Genomic DNA, 14,559 nt, shown 5'->3' with positions numbered 1-14,559 from the left:
TGGTAAGCTATCAATATTGTTACTTCAAACCTGAAGGAATGTTATGAAACCGCTGTTCTCCTCGGACGAAGAAGCGAACGCAGCATCCCCAATGCCGGTGGCGACCGCGCCGTCGTTTCCGCCGCTAATCAATCCGGCCAGTTCGCCGGACATGCTGCCGGCGGCGCCGGCGCAGGCGAACGCGGCGCCGCTGGTCCGTGTCGATATCTCCGGCATCGACGACAAGGCCATCGAAGCGCTGGGCGGCAACACCGGCTCGGGCGTGGCGAAGGTGTCGGCCAAGTTGCTCGGCACTGTGCGTGCGTCTGATGCGGATGTGTTCGGCACGCAGCTGAACGAACTGATTGCCGCCTCCAAGGGCCTGGACCCGGCCAAGCTGCGCTCGGGCGGCCTGATGTCGCGCGTGACGAGCATGTTCGGCTCGGTCAAGGAAAAGATGCTGTCGCAGTACCAGGTGGTCGAATCGCGCATGGAGACCCTGGTCGGGGAGATGACGCGTCACGCCAACGTGCACCGCGGGCGCATCCAGGACTTCGATGAGATGTATAAAGGCCTGGAAATGTACTACCAGGGGCTGGATGCCGACGTGAAAAAGGGCGAAGCGTGGGCGGCCCAGCTGCGCCAGGCAGTGGCGCAACAGGAGGCTGCGGCCAACGCGTTCGAGGCGCAGCAGGCGACTGAACTCAGGCGCCGTCTTGAGCGTCTCGAAAAACGCATCGACGACTTGCGTCGCGCCATGTTGATGGCCACGCAAATGGTGCCGCAAATCCGCCTGTCGCAAGACAACGCCCGCGCGCTGACGGACACCTTTACCGATATCGTCAACGTGTCGATCCCGGCGTGGCGCAACGTGTTCTCGCTGTACTTGCTGCAACTCGAGGCCAAGCAGAGCGCGGCGATCGCCAACTCCGCCTACGACGCCACCGACGCGGCATTCCGCGCCCAGGCCGACATGCTGCTGGAAAATACCGAGACGGTGGCCCGCGCCAAGCAGCGTTCCCTGGTCAGTCTCGAAACTGCCCAGCACGTCCAGACGCAGCTGATCACCGCTTTCGACAAGCTCGAGCAGATCTCGAACGAAGGCCAGCAGCGCCGCAAGGACGAGTTGCCGAAATTGCAGCAGCTGGAGCGCGACCTGATTGCGCGCTTTTCGCCAGGTTCGGCGTAAGCACTGACGCCGCCCATTGCTCCGGATGCGCATTCGCGCGAAAATGTCATCCTCACCCTAAAAGGAAAGTCCATGTCGACCACGCTCGAAACTGGCCATCGCATCAATCTCGAAAAAACCGCACCGGGCTTGAAGCGTGTTCGTATCGGCCTCGGATGGAAGGTCAACGCGGCCGAAGGGCAGGCGTTCGACCTCGACTCGTCGGTGTTCCTGTGCAAGAAAGACGCCGACGAGAACCCGGTCATGCTCAGCAACGCCCACTTCGTCTATTACAACCAGGTCACTTCTCCGGACGGCGCCGTCGTGCACTCGGGCGACAACCGCACCGGTGACAAGGATGGCGACGACGAAGTCATCACCGTCGACCTGAGCCGTGTCGACCCGGCGGTCGTCGAGATGCCGATCGTGGTTACCATCCACGATGCCGAAGCGCGCAAGCAGACCTTTGGCCGCGTCGCCGAAGCCTACGTCAAGGTGTACAACGACGAGACCGGCGACGTGATCGCCCAATACGACCTGGACGAAGACTATTCGGACAAGACCGCACTGCAGTTCGGCTCGCTGTACCGCAAGGATGGCGAATGGCGCTTCCAGGCCGTCGGCGCCGGCTTCAAGCTGAACCTGGCGACCTTCATCCGCAAGCTCGGCGGCACGGTCTGAGGACGGCCGAGCATTCCTGCCGCGCCCTTGTCGCCGCCAGCCGATGAGCCAGCAAACGCCCAAGGCATTCGACTTCGGCGACGAGCCGCAGCCGGCGCCGGATCCGGGCAACCGCCCGCTTGTGCCGCGGGCGCTGGACTTCGGCGACGCTGACGACACCACTGCGGCCCGGCAAAATACGACCCCCAAGGCGCTGTCATTCGACGACATTCCCCCCGTGCCGGAAACGTCGGCGGTGACCGCCAAGGCGGCGCCCAAACCACTGTTCGACAGCGAAGACCATCCGGCGGTACGCGACGCCCTGGCGACCGCCCGCGCCGACTATCCGTCGATATTCAAGCACTCGGAGCAACGCCTGGCCGCGCTGTTTCGCCGCATCTTGCCGGTCAGGCTGGCGCTGGTGACGTGTTGGGCGGAGGGGCCATTGATGGCGCAGGCCGCATTGCTGCAGCCGGTCACCGAGCTGGTGCTGAAGTTTTCGCAAATGGCAGTACCGGCGCTGCTTGAGGAAGCGCTCGAGAGCAGCAGGGCGCCAACGGGCGTATTCAGCAAGCTGTTCCGCCGGGCGCCGACGCCGGCCCAGTCCAAGGCAGCGCTGACATCAGCGCGTGCGCAGTTGCTGCAGCTGATGACCGACAGCGAGGTCGCCACGCGCAACCTGGAGGAGTCGGCGACAAACCTGAACTTGCATTGGGCCGCGCTTGCCGTGGTGTCGAAACTTGCCGGTGGCGCCGCGGATGCAACCTTGCTGGATGCGCTGGTGCAGCGCCGCACGCTGATTCAGCAGGCAGCGCGCCAGGCGGCACTGTCGATATTGCAGATGGGGCAGGTGCGCCAGCAAACTGCCGACCTGATCGGACAAGTGTCGTCTTTCCTTACCGTCACACTGCCGGCGCTCGAGATGGCGCAGGCGCAAAGCGGCAATTGACAAGTCGGGCCCGCCCGCAACCCCGGCTGAGCTGCCGGACAGCAGGACCGCAAGCCTGATAGTTTGCTATGCTACCGGATCCGTCCTTACCCCAGCCTCAATGCGTCCAAGCAACGAGGCCTTGCCACTCCGATGAAACCGACCTCCCCGCAAGCCCTCCGCCTTGTTCCTCCTGCTGTCGGCCCCGTGTCGCGAGCGCGCAAACAATTTAATACGCTGATTAAAAAGCTCGAAACGGCGCGCGCGCTGTTGGCGGAGTGGAAGGAAACGCTTCCAGCCGTCATGAGCAAGATCGACGGTGAATATAATCCTCTTGTCGATACCCATGGCGAGCACTTTAAGCAATTGCTCGTGCTATTGGACGACATGCACGATCACAAATTGCTGGGCAAGCGCGAGCGCCAGAAGCTGAGCAGGTTCGTTGCCTCCAACGCGCTAGACCTGCTGGCCGATGCCGACGACGCGGTGCTCAAGGATCTCTACAACCGCCATAGCGGCGATGATTTCGACGCGCAGGAAGACGAAAGCAAGGAAGAGATCCGGCTCATGATGGAGACGCTGTTGGGAGCCGAATTCAAAGGCGATATCGACGTGCGCTCGCCGCAGGCCATGCTCAAGGCCTTCCACGCCCAGCTGGCCGAGCAGGAGGGCGAAGCGGCTGCCCCGCAGCAGCATCAAGAGGAGTCCCGGCCGAAGCGGCCAGCCGATCTTGCACGCGAGCGCCGCCTGGCCGCCGAAGCGCAGCGGGTGAAGCAATCGATGCGCGACATTTTCCGCAAGCTGGCCAGCCAGCTGCATCCCGATCGCGAAACCGACGATGCCCAACGCCAGCGCAAAACGACGCTGATGCAGCGGGTCAATGCGGCCTACGCCGCCAATGACATGCTCGGCTTGCTCGAACTGCAGCTGGAAGTCGAGCAGATCGACCAGGCGAGCCTGGCCAATCTGAGCGAGGAACGCATCAAGCAATACAACAAGGTGCTGAAAGAGCAGCTAAGCGAGCTCGAGAGCGAGATCGACGGCTTCGTCGGCGTGGCCTCAATCGAAATGCACGCGGATATTTTCGACGAGGTGACGCCCGCGTCGATGATCCGCGAACTCGACAGCGACATCGCCCATCTGCGCCTTCAGATCGCGATTATCGAAGAAGATCTGCAGTCACTGCGTGACGTCAAAGTGCTGAAGGCGTGGCTGAAGAAGCTGCCAAACCAGTCATCGAAACAGCAACTGCAACGGGATGAAGATCTGTTCTGGTAGGCCCTGGAATGTGACTCGCACGGAAAGGGACGTTGGAACCCTTGAGCTGTTAAGTAGGATGGGTAGCAGCCGGAGTGCGGGCAGCGTGGTGCTCAAGCGCTGGGTAACGTCAGGAATACTGATAGAACGCAGAGTAGGCAATCAGCGCCGCTTGACCGGCCCTCGTCCAGCAGTTCACTGGATTATCTGATCAGCGTCTCGTCACTCGGCCTGAGCGCTTTGAACAACCGGTGACTCCGATCGGAGCGGCCCAGGTGAATCAAATCGCCAACGCGGTACAGAATGTTGAAAAGGCCTGCCTCGAAGACAGTAACAAATTGAGGGCGTTGCAAACGGCAAGCTTGCGCAGGTAAAGACAGGGCGGTCGAGTTCCTTTGAGGCCGGGGCGGATCGAACCACCGACACAAGGATTTTCAAGAATCGGCTCGGGCTCAACAGCTTCTGTGAGGGGACCGAACTGCCGCGTCTTCGGTGCAATCCGACTGGCTCCATCTGGGTGTTCGCTACAACTGCGCTTCATGTACAGTGCGCGTCTGTCAAGGTATGCTTTCGCCCAGACGCGACTGCGCGAATCAAGGCTCGAGATTATGTCCGTTCTACGCACCTTGCCGCAGCTAAGGGGAGCTTTTCATTCCAACATGCGGAGCCTGTCCATGGCTGAGCTGCGCGTGACGCCGGCAGGCTTCGCGCTCGCAGTTTCGAGCTGCATGTACTGTGCCGACCTTGCCGCCCAAAGTGTCCCCCCTGTCGATTTCTACGGTTCGCTGCGTACCCAACTCGAGACGGTCAGCCCCGATCGTCAAGATCGCCTCGACGCTTATACGTCCTTGCGCGACGCCTACTCGCGGTTGGGAATGAATGTCGACCATCAGCTCGGCGCCCAGTTGGCGCTGACCGGCCAACTCGAACTTGCTGTTGATTCCGCAAACTTCAGGCTGCGCGATCCATACGACCAGGGCGATGACAACCGTCCGCACGGACAGCGGTTCAGGATCGCGCGGATTGGATTGCGGGGCAACTTCGGATCGATCACCTACGGCCAGCAGTGGATGCCTTACTACAATGCGATCGCAGCGCCGGTGGACATGTTCAGCAGCTATTACAGCGGCTACGCGACCTATACCGTGTTTCGCGTCGCCAATACCATTGCCTATTCCACCCCGGAACACAATGGCTTCTCGCTGGCTGCAGCATATGCTGGCAGCGGCGGAAACGTGCGCTCGACCGCGCGCATCGATGATCGGCGCTGGCAAGCCGCCGCTACCTATGCATTTGGCAACACTCGCCTCGCCGCGGGCATCGATGACCGGGGCGACGCGGGCTATGGGCGCAACCGGCTATATGGGCTGTCCGCCAGCCATCAGGCCGACAAGCTATATCTTGCGATTAAGGTCGAGGTATTCGACACTGGAAACCGTCAGCTTGGCGCCTTTTCAACGGATGGCAATCGGTCCGTCAATCTCTTCGGCAGCTATGCTGGGCAGGAATACGATCAAATTGATGTTCGCGAAAGTGGAGAACTACGGCGGCTACATTGCTCATCTTGGCATCGATCATCAACTTTCGAAAGACTACAAGATGTTCGTCGAATATTATCGCGAGGCGAAACTGCCGCCCTCTCTGCGCGTCGGGGCGGCTTGAGCGATTTCGATGCAAGCCTTGGCGGCGGCCATGCTATTGCTGTCGGTATTCGCTATGATTTTTGAATCTCGGGCTGCCGAAAATCAGTGGGGGCGGTGAGCTACATGATAGAAGCTACGCATGAAATAGACCGGACTCGAGGACTGTAAATCCAGAAACGACAACGCCCACTTGCATGAGTGGGCGTTGCGTGAACGATGTTCTTGGTGGCCCGAGGCGGAATCGAACCACCGACACAAGGATTTTCAATTCTCTGCTCTACTGACTGAGCAACCCGGCCAAGAGTTAGCGAGTCACGTGCGGTGACTGCGCACGGCCCGCCGCCGTTCAGCCCCCGGCCAGCCCGCGCAGGGCGATGCCGGTAACGTAGGCGCCGTAGGTGCCCAGCGCATAGCCCAGCACGGCGAGCAACACGCCGACCGGGGCCAGCGCAGGGTGGAAGGCGCTGGCAACGACCGGCGCCGATGCGGCTGCGCCGATGTTCGCCTGCGACCCGACCGCCATCATGAATAGCGGTGCGCGGATCAGTTTGGCCATCAGGATCATCAAGCCGCCGTGGAAAGCGATCCAGATCAGGCCCAGCAGGAACAGCCACGGGCGATCGAGCAGGGCCGCCAGGTCCATCTGCATGCCGATCGTCGCCACCAGCACGTACAGCATCACGGTCCCGACACGCGAAGCGCCGGCGCCTTCATAAGTGCGCGCCTTTGTCAGGCTGAGCAGCAGGCCGATGGTCGTGGCGATCACGACGATCCAGAAAAAGCCCGACGTCAGGCTGTAGTCCTTCAGGCGCCACTCGGCAGGCAGGGAGCCGATCCACTCGACCATCAGCTGCCCCAGGAAATGGGACAGTCCGGTCGCGCCGAGGCCGATGGCAAGGATCACCATGAAATCGGTCAGGGTCGGAATCCGTGCGTGCTGCGCTTGGTATTGCTCAATGCTGTCACGCAAGCGGTTCAGCGCCGTCAGGTCGGCGCCGGTCCAGCGATCGAAGGCCTGGGCCCGGCTGGCGAGGAACAGCAACACCGCCGTCCACAGATTACCCACCAGAACATCGACAGCGACGAACTGGCCGAACATGGTTGCCTCGACGTTGAACACCTCGCGCATTGCGGCCTGGTTGGCGCCGCCGCCGATCCACGCGCCGGCCACCGTCGTCATGCCGCGCCAGGTGTCGCCGGCCACGGTTTCAGGATGGATCACGCGCATCGCCTCGAACGCCACCAGGGCGCCAAGCATGACGCCGGCCGTGCCGGTCAGGAACATGATGACCGCTTTCGGACCGAGCCGGACAATGGCCTTGAAGTCGATCGCCACGCACAGCAGCACCAGAGAACTGGGCAGCAGGTAGTCGCGCGCCATCGGATACAGCTTCGACAGCGAGCCATCGATCACGCCAAGCGTGTTCAGTAGCGAAGGAAACAGGTAGCACAACAGCAGCGCGGGTACGTAACTGTAGAATTTTTTCCAGAAGCCATCCGAACGCGATGCTGTCCACAGCACGCCACCGAGTATGACGGCAAGCATGCCGAGGATGACGGCATCGTTGGTGATCATGGGAACAGATACAGGGGGCATGCGGGCTCCGGGTTGTGGCTTCAGGACCGATCAAGAGCATGCATTGTGCAGCTCAGCAATCGAGGAGCAGCGAGTATCGCCGCGCCCATCTGCATAGTCAATGTCTCGAGGTTGGGAATGTATTGACATCGGCGAAGGCTCAACAGCTTTTTAAGCGCCCAGGCGAACCGTCGCTGCTGTTGGCTGGTCGAACAAGGTGACGGCAGTGGTGCAGACCGTCCCGGTGCCGAACGGACGCAGGACGTGTCCTTTAGGGGACTGGCTCACTTATTCCCTCAGGGAGTCTAACGATGCAGCTGATCCTCGCGGCGGGCGTTATCCTGGTCGTCGTAGTCTGGGGCATATTCGCCCCGGCCTCGCTTGCGGCGGTATTCGACCGCTTGCTGGCATTGATCACGAAGATGACGAGCCAGAGTTTTCGCGGCACAGCTGGTTCGCCATGCTGTTTGCCGCCGGAATGGGTATCGGACTGGTGTTCTGGGGCGTGGCCGAGCCCATTTCGCATTTCGGCACACCGCCACCGGGCATCGCCGGACGCACATCAGAAGCGGCCAACGCAGCAATGCGCTACAGCTTTTTTCATTGGGGCTTGCACCCTTGGGCCGTGTACAGCGTCGTTGCGCTTGCAATCGCCTTCTTTTCCTTCCGAAAAGGAAAGCCTGCGCTGATCAGTTCTGCGACCGAGTCGCTCCCGTGGAGTTGGGCGCCCAAGCTGTCGGTTGTTGTCAATGTGCTTGCCATCATTGCGACTGCATTTGGTGTCGCTGCCTCGCTGGGAATCGGTGCGCTGCAGATCAACAGCGGCCTGAACGCGGTATTCGGCTTGCCCATTGGCATCCCCTCGCAGCTTGCTATCGTCGCCGTGACAGCCACACTGTTCATTGGTTCAGCTGTCAGCGGTGTAACGCGTGGCATAAAACTGCTATCCAATATTAATCTTGGACTGGCGTTTCTATTGATGGTCACGGTCTTCATCGTCGGCCCCACGATCACGATCATCGACACGTTCACCACAACGCTGGGCGCTTACGTGAGCGAATTCGTGCGCATGAGCCTGCGCACGACTCCCTTCCGGGAAAGCGGATGGGTGGCTGACTGGACTGTCTTTTACTGGGCATGGTGGATCACGTGGTCCCCCTTCGTCGGCCTGTTCATCGCCCGCGTTTCGCGCGGGCGCACCATCCGCGAATTTATCGCCGGCACCGTGTTCGCACCGACCCTGGCCAGTATGGTCTGGTTTTCCGTATTTGGCGGCACTGCCCTGCACCTGGAAATCTGGCAATCGATCCCGCTCGTTGAAGCGGTCAAGGCGGATGTGTCGACGGCCATGTTCACCATGTTCGACGCACTGCCTCTCGGCACCGCCATGTCGGTTGTCGCGACCCTGCTGGTGCTGGTATTTTTTATCACCTCGGGTGACTCGGCCACGCTGGTACTCGGCATGATGAGCACTGGCGGCGAACATGATCCGAGTGCCCGCATCAAGGTCATCTGGGGGCTGCTCGTTTCCGGCATCGCCGTCAGTCTGTTGCTAGCTGGTGGCGTCGAAGCGGTGCAGACAGCAACCATTGTCTTCGGCGTGCCATTTGTGCTTGTGATCATCCTGATGGTGATCGCGCTGTGGCGCGCCGTGCGCCAGGACTGGCACATGGAGCATGAACGTGAACGCGCGCTACGCCGGCGGCTGCGTGAGTTGGCCGAACGGCCCGCCAGCTCGCCATAGTCCGCCTAGATTGCCATGACAATTGAGTTAATGCTGGCATCGGCCAAAAGCTTTGTGTTTGTGCTGGCGGCGATGCTGCCAATTTTGAATCCGGCTGCAACTGCGCCGATTTTCCTGAGCATGACCGATGGTGCTTCGCCCACCACCCGCGCGCTGCTGGCGCGCCGCATCGCGCGCAATATGTTCTGGTTGATGACGGGGTCAATGCTGGTTGGATCGTATGTCCTCGATTTTTTTGGCATTTCGCTGCCCATTGTGCGCGTCGGCGGCGGCCTGATCCTCGCTTCCGTAGCGTGGCGCCTGCTTGGAGCGACGCCGGCCACACCGGATAGCCGGGCTGCGCTGGCCGACGCATTCACACCCGACCATGCGTACCGACAGGCTTTTTATCCGCTGACCTTTCCGATCAGTTGCGGTCCGGCCTCGATCTCCGTCGCCATTACGGTGGGCGTCGCCCTGCACGATGTGAAGCTCGTGATGTCGCTGGCGCGCATGGGTGGCGCTTTGTTGGCGCTGGCAATTATCGGTGTGCTGCTATATCTTGCCTTCCGCTATGGGGAGCACTTCCTGCGCCTCATCGGCGAAGCCGGAACCGCCGTCTTCCTGCGCCTTACCGCCTTCATTTTGCTGTGCCTTGGCGTGCAGATCGTGTGGGAAGGCGTCCGCGAACTATTAATCGAAATCACGTCGGTTTCCGGGCACCTCGCCATCCGGGCGAACTTCTGATCCCGGCATGAAACAATCTGGAGAGTCGGATCGATCCCGGCCAGCGCGCGGCGAGCGTTCGGGTGTTGACTGAAAACCCGGACGCAGGACAGTGCTGTTAAAATTTGCGTTAGCCTTCGGGCACCCATTTGCAGGAGTACACAAATCCTACCTTTCTTAGTCAGAGCGGCGATACGTATGCCAAGGCTGACGATCGCAGTTGCATTGTTAGCGCTGGTTGTTTTGGCCAGCACGATGACGTACACCGGTTACCTTGTGGTCGGGGTGTTGGCTGATCAGCTCGGCACTGGTCGATTCGTGGCAGGGCTGCTTCTTGGCGGTATCTTTGCCAGATTTCCCTGGATTCGCAAAGGGAGGTTGCGCACTGTTGGTCTGTTACCCAAGCCTGTCCGTCGGCCACTGATCGTGAGCTTGCTCGTACTTTGCTTGTTGAGCTTTCTGGCGCGAGGCGAAACCGTGCCCGCAATGTTGACCGGTTTTACTACGGCTTTCCTTCTCACGTTCCCGTGGCTGAGGCGAGCCATGTTCGGTCGAATGTTATCGTCTGTCTTCAAATTCGCACCTGGCCAGAACGCTCCAAGAAGCGCCGATGGCACGGTGATTGATGTTGAATTCAGGGAAAAGAAAGACTGAGCTTTGAAGCAGCAAGCTAGCCCGCTTCTTCAGGGGAGCGTTCGCCTTGTGCCGCGTTCACCACGACGACACGGGCGAACTTCAAGTTGTCGTACCCATGGATGCGGCCGACCACCGGCCACCAGTCGTACAGGAATATCTGTACCGGCCGCCACATCGCCACCCAACCAATGATGGTCAGGCTTTCGCGCGCGATGCTGCCAGCCGCGCCCTGGGCCGGGTGGGTGAGCACTTCCGCCGCCAGCAGGCATGCCGCAACGAAGGCCATGCCGATGGCCAGGCTGGTCCTGCCCTGGCGCAGCATCTGCCGCAGTTCCGCGCGGACCAGGTCCGCCTTGTAGCCGTAGTGATTGTGGATCGCCTCGGCCATCAGGTCGCTTGCTGCCTCGGTAGAGTCGAGCTGTTCGACATGGATCGTCAGTTGCAGCCGGCTGCCTCGCGCTAACGGCAGGGCCCAGCTCTCGATGTAGGACTCGGCCGAACGGGCCAGGTCCTTGGTCAGGAATGGCGACGGATCGAGCGAGTTGAACAATTGCTGCAGCTCGCGAACACGCAGTTCCAAGGTTTGTACGGGAAGGTGGTCGGGTGTCATGTAGTGCAGGGTAACCCGACATTGGCGCTTTTGCCCAGAAAGCATAAAACGCCGACCCGAAGGGGTTGGCGTTGCCGAAGAAACGCTTATCGATTACAGCTTGGCTCCGACACTCGCGAGGAACGTTTCCATACGCTTATCCACCTCGGCCTTATCTGCTTAACCATTCTTTTGTGCCGCAATCCAGCGATTGACAGCCGACTCGAGTACGTCGAGCGGTACCGAGCCGTGCGAAAGCACTTCGTTGTGGAAAGCGCGTAAATCGAAGGTCGGGCCCAGCGCGGCTTCGGCGCGCGCGCGCAGTTCGCGCAGTTTCAACTCGCCGATCTTGTAGCTGAGGGCCTGGCCCGGCACCGCGATGTAGCGTTCGACTTCCTGCACCGCCGTCACCTCGTCCTGCGGCACATTGTCCTTGAAATAGGCGATCGCCTGCTCGCGCGTCCATCCCTTCGAATGGATGCCGGTATCGACCACGAGGCGCACGCCGCGCCACACTTCGGCAGTCAGACGCCCGACCCACTGCCAGGGATCGTCGTACATGCCGATTTCCTGGCCAAGCATTTCACTATACAGTCCCCAGCCTTCGGAAAAGGCGGTGCTGCTGCCGAAGCGGCGGAAGGCGGGCAGTCCAGCGGTTTCCTGGGCCAGGCTGCGCTCGAAGTGATGGCCCGGAATTGCCTCGTGCAGGAAGAAGGCGTTGGTGGTAAAGCGGGTGCGCGTCTCCGGCTTGTAGGCATTGAAGTAAAAGACGCCGGGGCGTTTGCCGTCGACCGAGCCGCGCTGATAGGAGGCAGGCGCGGCGCTCACTTCGCGAAACGCCTCGACCGGGCGGATTTCGAACGGCGCCTTGGGAACGTACGCAAACAGCTGGTTCACCTTGGCCTCCACGCGCGGACGCACGGCCTCGTAGGCGGCGAGGATTTCCTCGCGCGACTTGAAGCGCAACTCTGGCGCAGTATTCAGATGCTCGAAGAATTGCTTGAGCGTGCCCTTGAAGCCGACGCGCAGCTTGGCTTCTTCGAACTGGGCACGGATGCGCGCCACTTCGCGCAGGCCGATGTCGTGGATCTGTGCCGGCGTCAGTTCGGTCGTGGTCGATCTGCGCGCCACGAAGGCATACCACTCCTGGCCGCCGGGCAGGGCGCCGATGCCGGCGCTGTCGCGTCCGGCCGGCAGGTAGGTATCGCTCATGAAAGCGAGCAGCTTGCGGTTTGCCGGCGTCAGCTGTTCACGTACCAGTTTGCCGTAGGCTTCGGTCAGGCGCGCCTTGTCCGCGGGGCTGAACGAGGCGGGAAATTTTTTCACCGGACCCATATAGGTGCTCTTTTCCAGGTCGTCGGTGGCGACGTTTTCGAGCTGCGGCAGGACGCGGCTAATCAGCGCCTTCGGCATCACCACGCGCTGCGCGATACCGGTGCGCATATCGGCCATCATGGCGTCGACTGCGGCGGGATAGCCGGCGGCGCGCTGCAGCCAGTTGTCGTAGTCCTGCACCGTCTGGAACGGCTGCGCCGAGCTGCCCGAGCCAAGCTGGGCCAGCGTCAGGTGCAAGCCCGAGAACTGGTCCACCGGCACCAGGTCGGACGGGAAGCGCAGGCCGTCGAGCACCTGTTGCAGGCGATAGCGCAGCAGGTCATAGCTGATGCGGTCTTCCGACGGCAACGGCGCGGGATCGAACTCGGCGCTGCGAGCCAGGTACTTTTCCGCCAGCGCGCGGCGTTGCGCGCGTTGCTCGGCCGAGCTGACGGCGCCGAGGCGGTTGTTGTAGCGCTGGTCGCCGTTGAAGGTGGCCGCGACCGGATTCTCGCGCAGGTAGTCCTCCCAGTATTGGGCATACAACGCGTTCATCTTTTCCGGCGTGGCCGGCGTTTTTACCTGGGCGAGGGCGGGCAGGGCAGCGCACAGCAGGGTGCACAGCAGCAGCGGGAGCGAGCGGGTCATGTCTTCCTTTGGCGTTTTTAGGCAAGGAAGAATAGCATGGCGCCGCTCGGTATCAGCTTGGCGCGAAGAGACACGTTTTGCAGCGCAAACCTAGAGCTCAGTTCGTCGCCCATGCAAGCCGCGCGGCGTTGGCTAATGGGATTGGCGTTGCGCCAGACTGGCGGCCTAAGGCGACCGTCAAATCACGCCCTGGGCCAGCATCGCATCGGCCACTTTCACGAACCCGGCGATGTTCGCCCCGTCGACGTAGCTGACCCTGCCGTCGGCGCCCGTTCCATACTTCAGGCACGCTGCATGGATGCCCTTCATGATCTGCAGCAGGCGGGCGTCGACTTCCTCGCCTGGCCACGACAGGCGCTCCGCATTCTGGCTCATCTCAAGGCCGGACGTGGCGACACCGCCCGCGTTGCTGGCTTTGCCTGGCGCGTAAAGCACCCCGGCAGCTTCGAACGCTTTTGCGGCCTCGATGGTCGTGGGCATGTTGGCGCCTTCAGCCACGCACAGCACGCCATTGCGGATCAGGACGGCGGCATCGTTCGCGTCCAGTTCGTTCTGGGTCGCGCATGGCAGTGCCACGTCGACAGGGATGTGCCATGGGCGCACGCCGGCTTCGAAGCGGCTGCCGGTGCGTTCGGCGTAGTCGCTGACGCGGCCATACAGGTGGTTCTTCACCTCCATCAGGATGGCCAGCTTGTCGGTCGTAAAACCATCCATGTCGATAACCGTCCCGCTTGAGTCGGACACCGTGATGACCTTGGCGCCGAGCGACATCGCCTTCTCCACCGCGTACTGCGCCACATTGCCCGAGCCGGAAACGCTCACGCGCAGGCCGTCGAACGAGCGGCCGCGGGTCTTGAGCATTTCATCGGCAAAATACACGGTGCCATAGCCGGTCGCTTCCGGACGCATCAGCGAACCGCCAAAGCTCAGGCCCTTGCCGGTGAAGACGCAGTCGGCGCGATTGGTGAGCTTTTTCATCATGCCGGCCATGTAGCCGACTTCGCGGCCGCCAACGCCAATGTCGCCGGCCGGCACGTCGGTGTCCGAACCGACATGGCGGAACAGCTCGCTCACGAAGGCCTGACAGAAACGCATCACCTCGCCCGGGCTCTTGCCTTTGGGGTCGAAGTCCGACCCGCCCTTGCCGCCGCCCATCGGCAGGGTGGTCAGCGCATTCTTGAACGTCTGCTCGAAGGCCAGGAATTTCAGTACCGACAAGGTGACGGAAGGGTGGAAGCGCATGCCACCTTTATACGGGCCGATCGCCATGCTGTGCTGGATGCGGTAGCCGCGGTTGACCTGGACCTGGCCATGATCGTCGACCCATGAGACGCGGAACATGACCACGCGCTCAGGCTCGACCAGGCGGTCGAGCAGGCCATGCTCGGCATACTTGGGATGCTTTTCGATGAACGGCCACAGGCTTTCCATCACTTCGGTGACAGCCTGCAAAAATTCAGGCTGGCCAGGATTGCGGTCGGCAACGTGCTGCAGGTACTGATGTACAGAAGGGTATTTCATGGAGCATCCTAAGGATCGAATATGGGTCAGTTCGGCTAGCGCCATCAACGACGGTTTGCGAGTCATGTGGGGCAGAAGTGGCTGGCGGACGCAAGCTCCGACCCGATTGCTGGTCGGCGGGCGGTCACGCATCGGCGCGGGGCGTCACCTTGTGGGGTCGGCGCGGCCGAGTAGGGAAGGGCGCAATGGCG

Annotated in this window: 11 protein-coding genes, 1 tRNA gene and 1 pseudogene; 8 read left to right on the top strand and 5 right to left on the bottom strand. The window is 61.5% G+C overall.

Annotated elements, in window-relative coordinates; all coding sequences use genetic code 11:
• Positions 1-43: 43 nt before the first annotated feature.
• The 5 genes from CR105_RS20440 to CR105_RS20420 all read left to right on the top strand — a co-directional run bounded on the left by CR105_RS20440 (position 44) and on the right by CR105_RS20420 (position 5,719).
• On the top strand, positions 44-1,168 hold the full coding sequence (locus tag CR105_RS20440) for a toxic anion resistance protein (protein WP_099791623.1): 1,125 nt from the start codon (positions 44-46) through the stop codon (positions 1,166-1,168).
• Positions 1,169-1,240: 72 nt separating this feature from the next.
• On the top strand, positions 1,241-1,828 hold the full coding sequence (locus tag CR105_RS20435; RefSeq protein ID WP_099791621.1) for a TerD family protein: 588 nt from the start codon (positions 1,241-1,243) through the stop codon (positions 1,826-1,828).
• Positions 1,829-1,871: 43 nt separating this feature from the next.
• Entirely contained in the window at positions 1,872-2,756 is an 885-nt protein-coding gene (locus CR105_RS20430) for a hypothetical protein (protein ID WP_099791619.1), read from the top strand.
• Positions 2,757-2,888: 132 nt separating this feature from the next.
• Positions 2,889-4,013, top strand: coding sequence for a J domain-containing protein (locus tag CR105_RS20425; protein ID WP_131021780.1), 1,125 nt, complete (start codon positions 2,889-2,891; stop codon positions 4,011-4,013).
• A gap of 653 nt (positions 4,014-4,666) precedes the next feature.
• On the top strand, positions 4,667-5,719 hold the full coding sequence (locus CR105_RS20420) for a porin (RefSeq protein WP_218968729.1): 1,053 nt from the start codon (positions 4,667-4,669) through the stop codon (positions 5,717-5,719).
• A gap of 139 nt (positions 5,720-5,858) precedes the next feature.
• On the opposite strand, the gene CR105_RS20415 is transcribed toward CR105_RS20420, so the two are convergent.
• Positions 5,859-5,934, bottom strand: a tRNA-Phe gene (locus tag CR105_RS20415).
• Between the two features lie 47 nt (positions 5,935-5,981).
• Positions 5,982-7,232: a DUF819 family protein gene (locus CR105_RS20410; protein WP_099791615.1), complete on the bottom strand. Its 1,251-nt coding sequence runs from the start codon at positions 7,230-7,232 to the stop codon at positions 5,982-5,984.
• A gap of 290 nt (positions 7,233-7,522) precedes the next feature.
• Between CR105_RS20410 and CR105_RS20405 the strand changes: the two are divergent.
• The 3 genes and pseudogenes from CR105_RS20405 to CR105_RS20395 all read left to right on the top strand — a co-directional run bounded on the left by CR105_RS20405 (position 7,523) and on the right by CR105_RS20395 (position 10,314).
• Positions 7,523-8,955, top strand: a pseudogene (locus CR105_RS20405) (BCCT family transporter).
• 15 nt (positions 8,956-8,970) lie between these two features.
• The gene (locus tag CR105_RS20400) at positions 8,971-9,681 is read left to right on the top strand and encodes a MarC family protein (RefSeq protein WP_099791613.1); all 711 of its coding nucleotides are present in this window, start codon (positions 8,971-8,973) and stop codon (positions 9,679-9,681) included.
• 177 nt (positions 9,682-9,858) lie between these two features.
• Positions 9,859-10,314: an FxsA family protein gene (locus CR105_RS20395; protein ID WP_099791611.1), complete on the top strand. Its 456-nt coding sequence runs from the start codon at positions 9,859-9,861 to the stop codon at positions 10,312-10,314.
• A 16-nt stretch (positions 10,315-10,330) separates the two neighbouring features.
• Here the strand turns inward: CR105_RS20395 and CR105_RS20390 are convergent, their stop codons facing one another.
• The 3 genes from CR105_RS20390 to gdhA all read right to left on the bottom strand — a co-directional run bounded on the left by CR105_RS20390 (position 10,331) and on the right by gdhA (position 14,368).
• On the bottom strand, positions 10,331-10,876 hold the full coding sequence (locus tag CR105_RS20390) for a hypothetical protein (protein WP_229414039.1): 546 nt from the start codon (positions 10,874-10,876) through the stop codon (positions 10,331-10,333).
• A 189-nt stretch (positions 10,877-11,065) separates the two neighbouring features.
• A complete protein-coding gene (locus CR105_RS20385; RefSeq protein WP_099791607.1) occupies positions 11,066-12,847 on the bottom strand; it encodes a DUF885 domain-containing protein in 1,782 nt (593 codons plus the stop codon).
• 177 nt (positions 12,848-13,024) lie between these two features.
• The gene (gdhA, locus tag CR105_RS20380) at positions 13,025-14,368 is read right to left on the bottom strand and encodes an NADP-specific glutamate dehydrogenase (protein ID WP_099791605.1); all 1,344 of its coding nucleotides are present in this window, start codon (positions 14,366-14,368) and stop codon (positions 13,025-13,027) included.
• Between the last annotated feature and the right edge of the window lie 191 nt (positions 14,369-14,559).

This window comes from Massilia eurypsychrophila, assembly GCF_002760655.1.
GTDB lineage: Bacteria > Pseudomonadota > Gammaproteobacteria > Burkholderiales > Burkholderiaceae_D > JAFCUW01.
This window is presented reverse-complemented; position numbering and strand designations above follow the sequence as displayed.

What these genes read in the sequence shown, in the direction of transcription:
- CR105_RS20440 (WP_099791623.1), top strand. Translation starts at nt 44, where the DNA reads ATGAAACCGCTGTTCTCCTCGGACGAAGAAGCGAACGCAGCATCCCCA.
- CR105_RS20435 (WP_099791621.1), top strand. Translation starts at nt 1,241, where the DNA reads ATGTCGACCACGCTCGAAACTGGCCATCGCATCAATCTCGAAAAAACC.
- CR105_RS20430 (WP_099791619.1), top strand. Translation starts at nt 1,872, where the DNA reads ATGAGCCAGCAAACGCCCAAGGCATTCGACTTCGGCGACGAGCCGCAG.
- CR105_RS20425 (WP_131021780.1), top strand. Translation starts at nt 2,889, where the DNA reads ATGAAACCGACCTCCCCGCAAGCCCTCCGCCTTGTTCCTCCTGCTGTC.
- CR105_RS20420 (WP_218968729.1), top strand. Translation starts at nt 4,667, where the DNA reads ATGGCTGAGCTGCGCGTGACGCCGGCAGGCTTCGCGCTCGCAGTTTCG.
- CR105_RS20410 (WP_099791615.1), bottom strand. Translation starts at nt 7,232, where the DNA reads ATGCCCCCTGTATCTGTTCCCATGATCACCAACGATGCCGTCATCCTC.
- CR105_RS20400 (WP_099791613.1), top strand. Translation starts at nt 8,971, where the DNA reads ATGACAATTGAGTTAATGCTGGCATCGGCCAAAAGCTTTGTGTTTGTG.
- CR105_RS20395 (WP_099791611.1), top strand. Translation starts at nt 9,859, where the DNA reads ATGCCAAGGCTGACGATCGCAGTTGCATTGTTAGCGCTGGTTGTTTTG.
- CR105_RS20385 (WP_099791607.1), bottom strand. Translation starts at nt 12,847, where the DNA reads ATGACCCGCTCGCTCCCGCTGCTGCTGTGCACCCTGCTGTGCGCTGCC.
- gdhA (WP_099791605.1), bottom strand. Translation starts at nt 14,368, where the DNA reads ATGAAATACCCTTCTGTACATCAGTACCTGCAGCACGTTGCCGACCGC.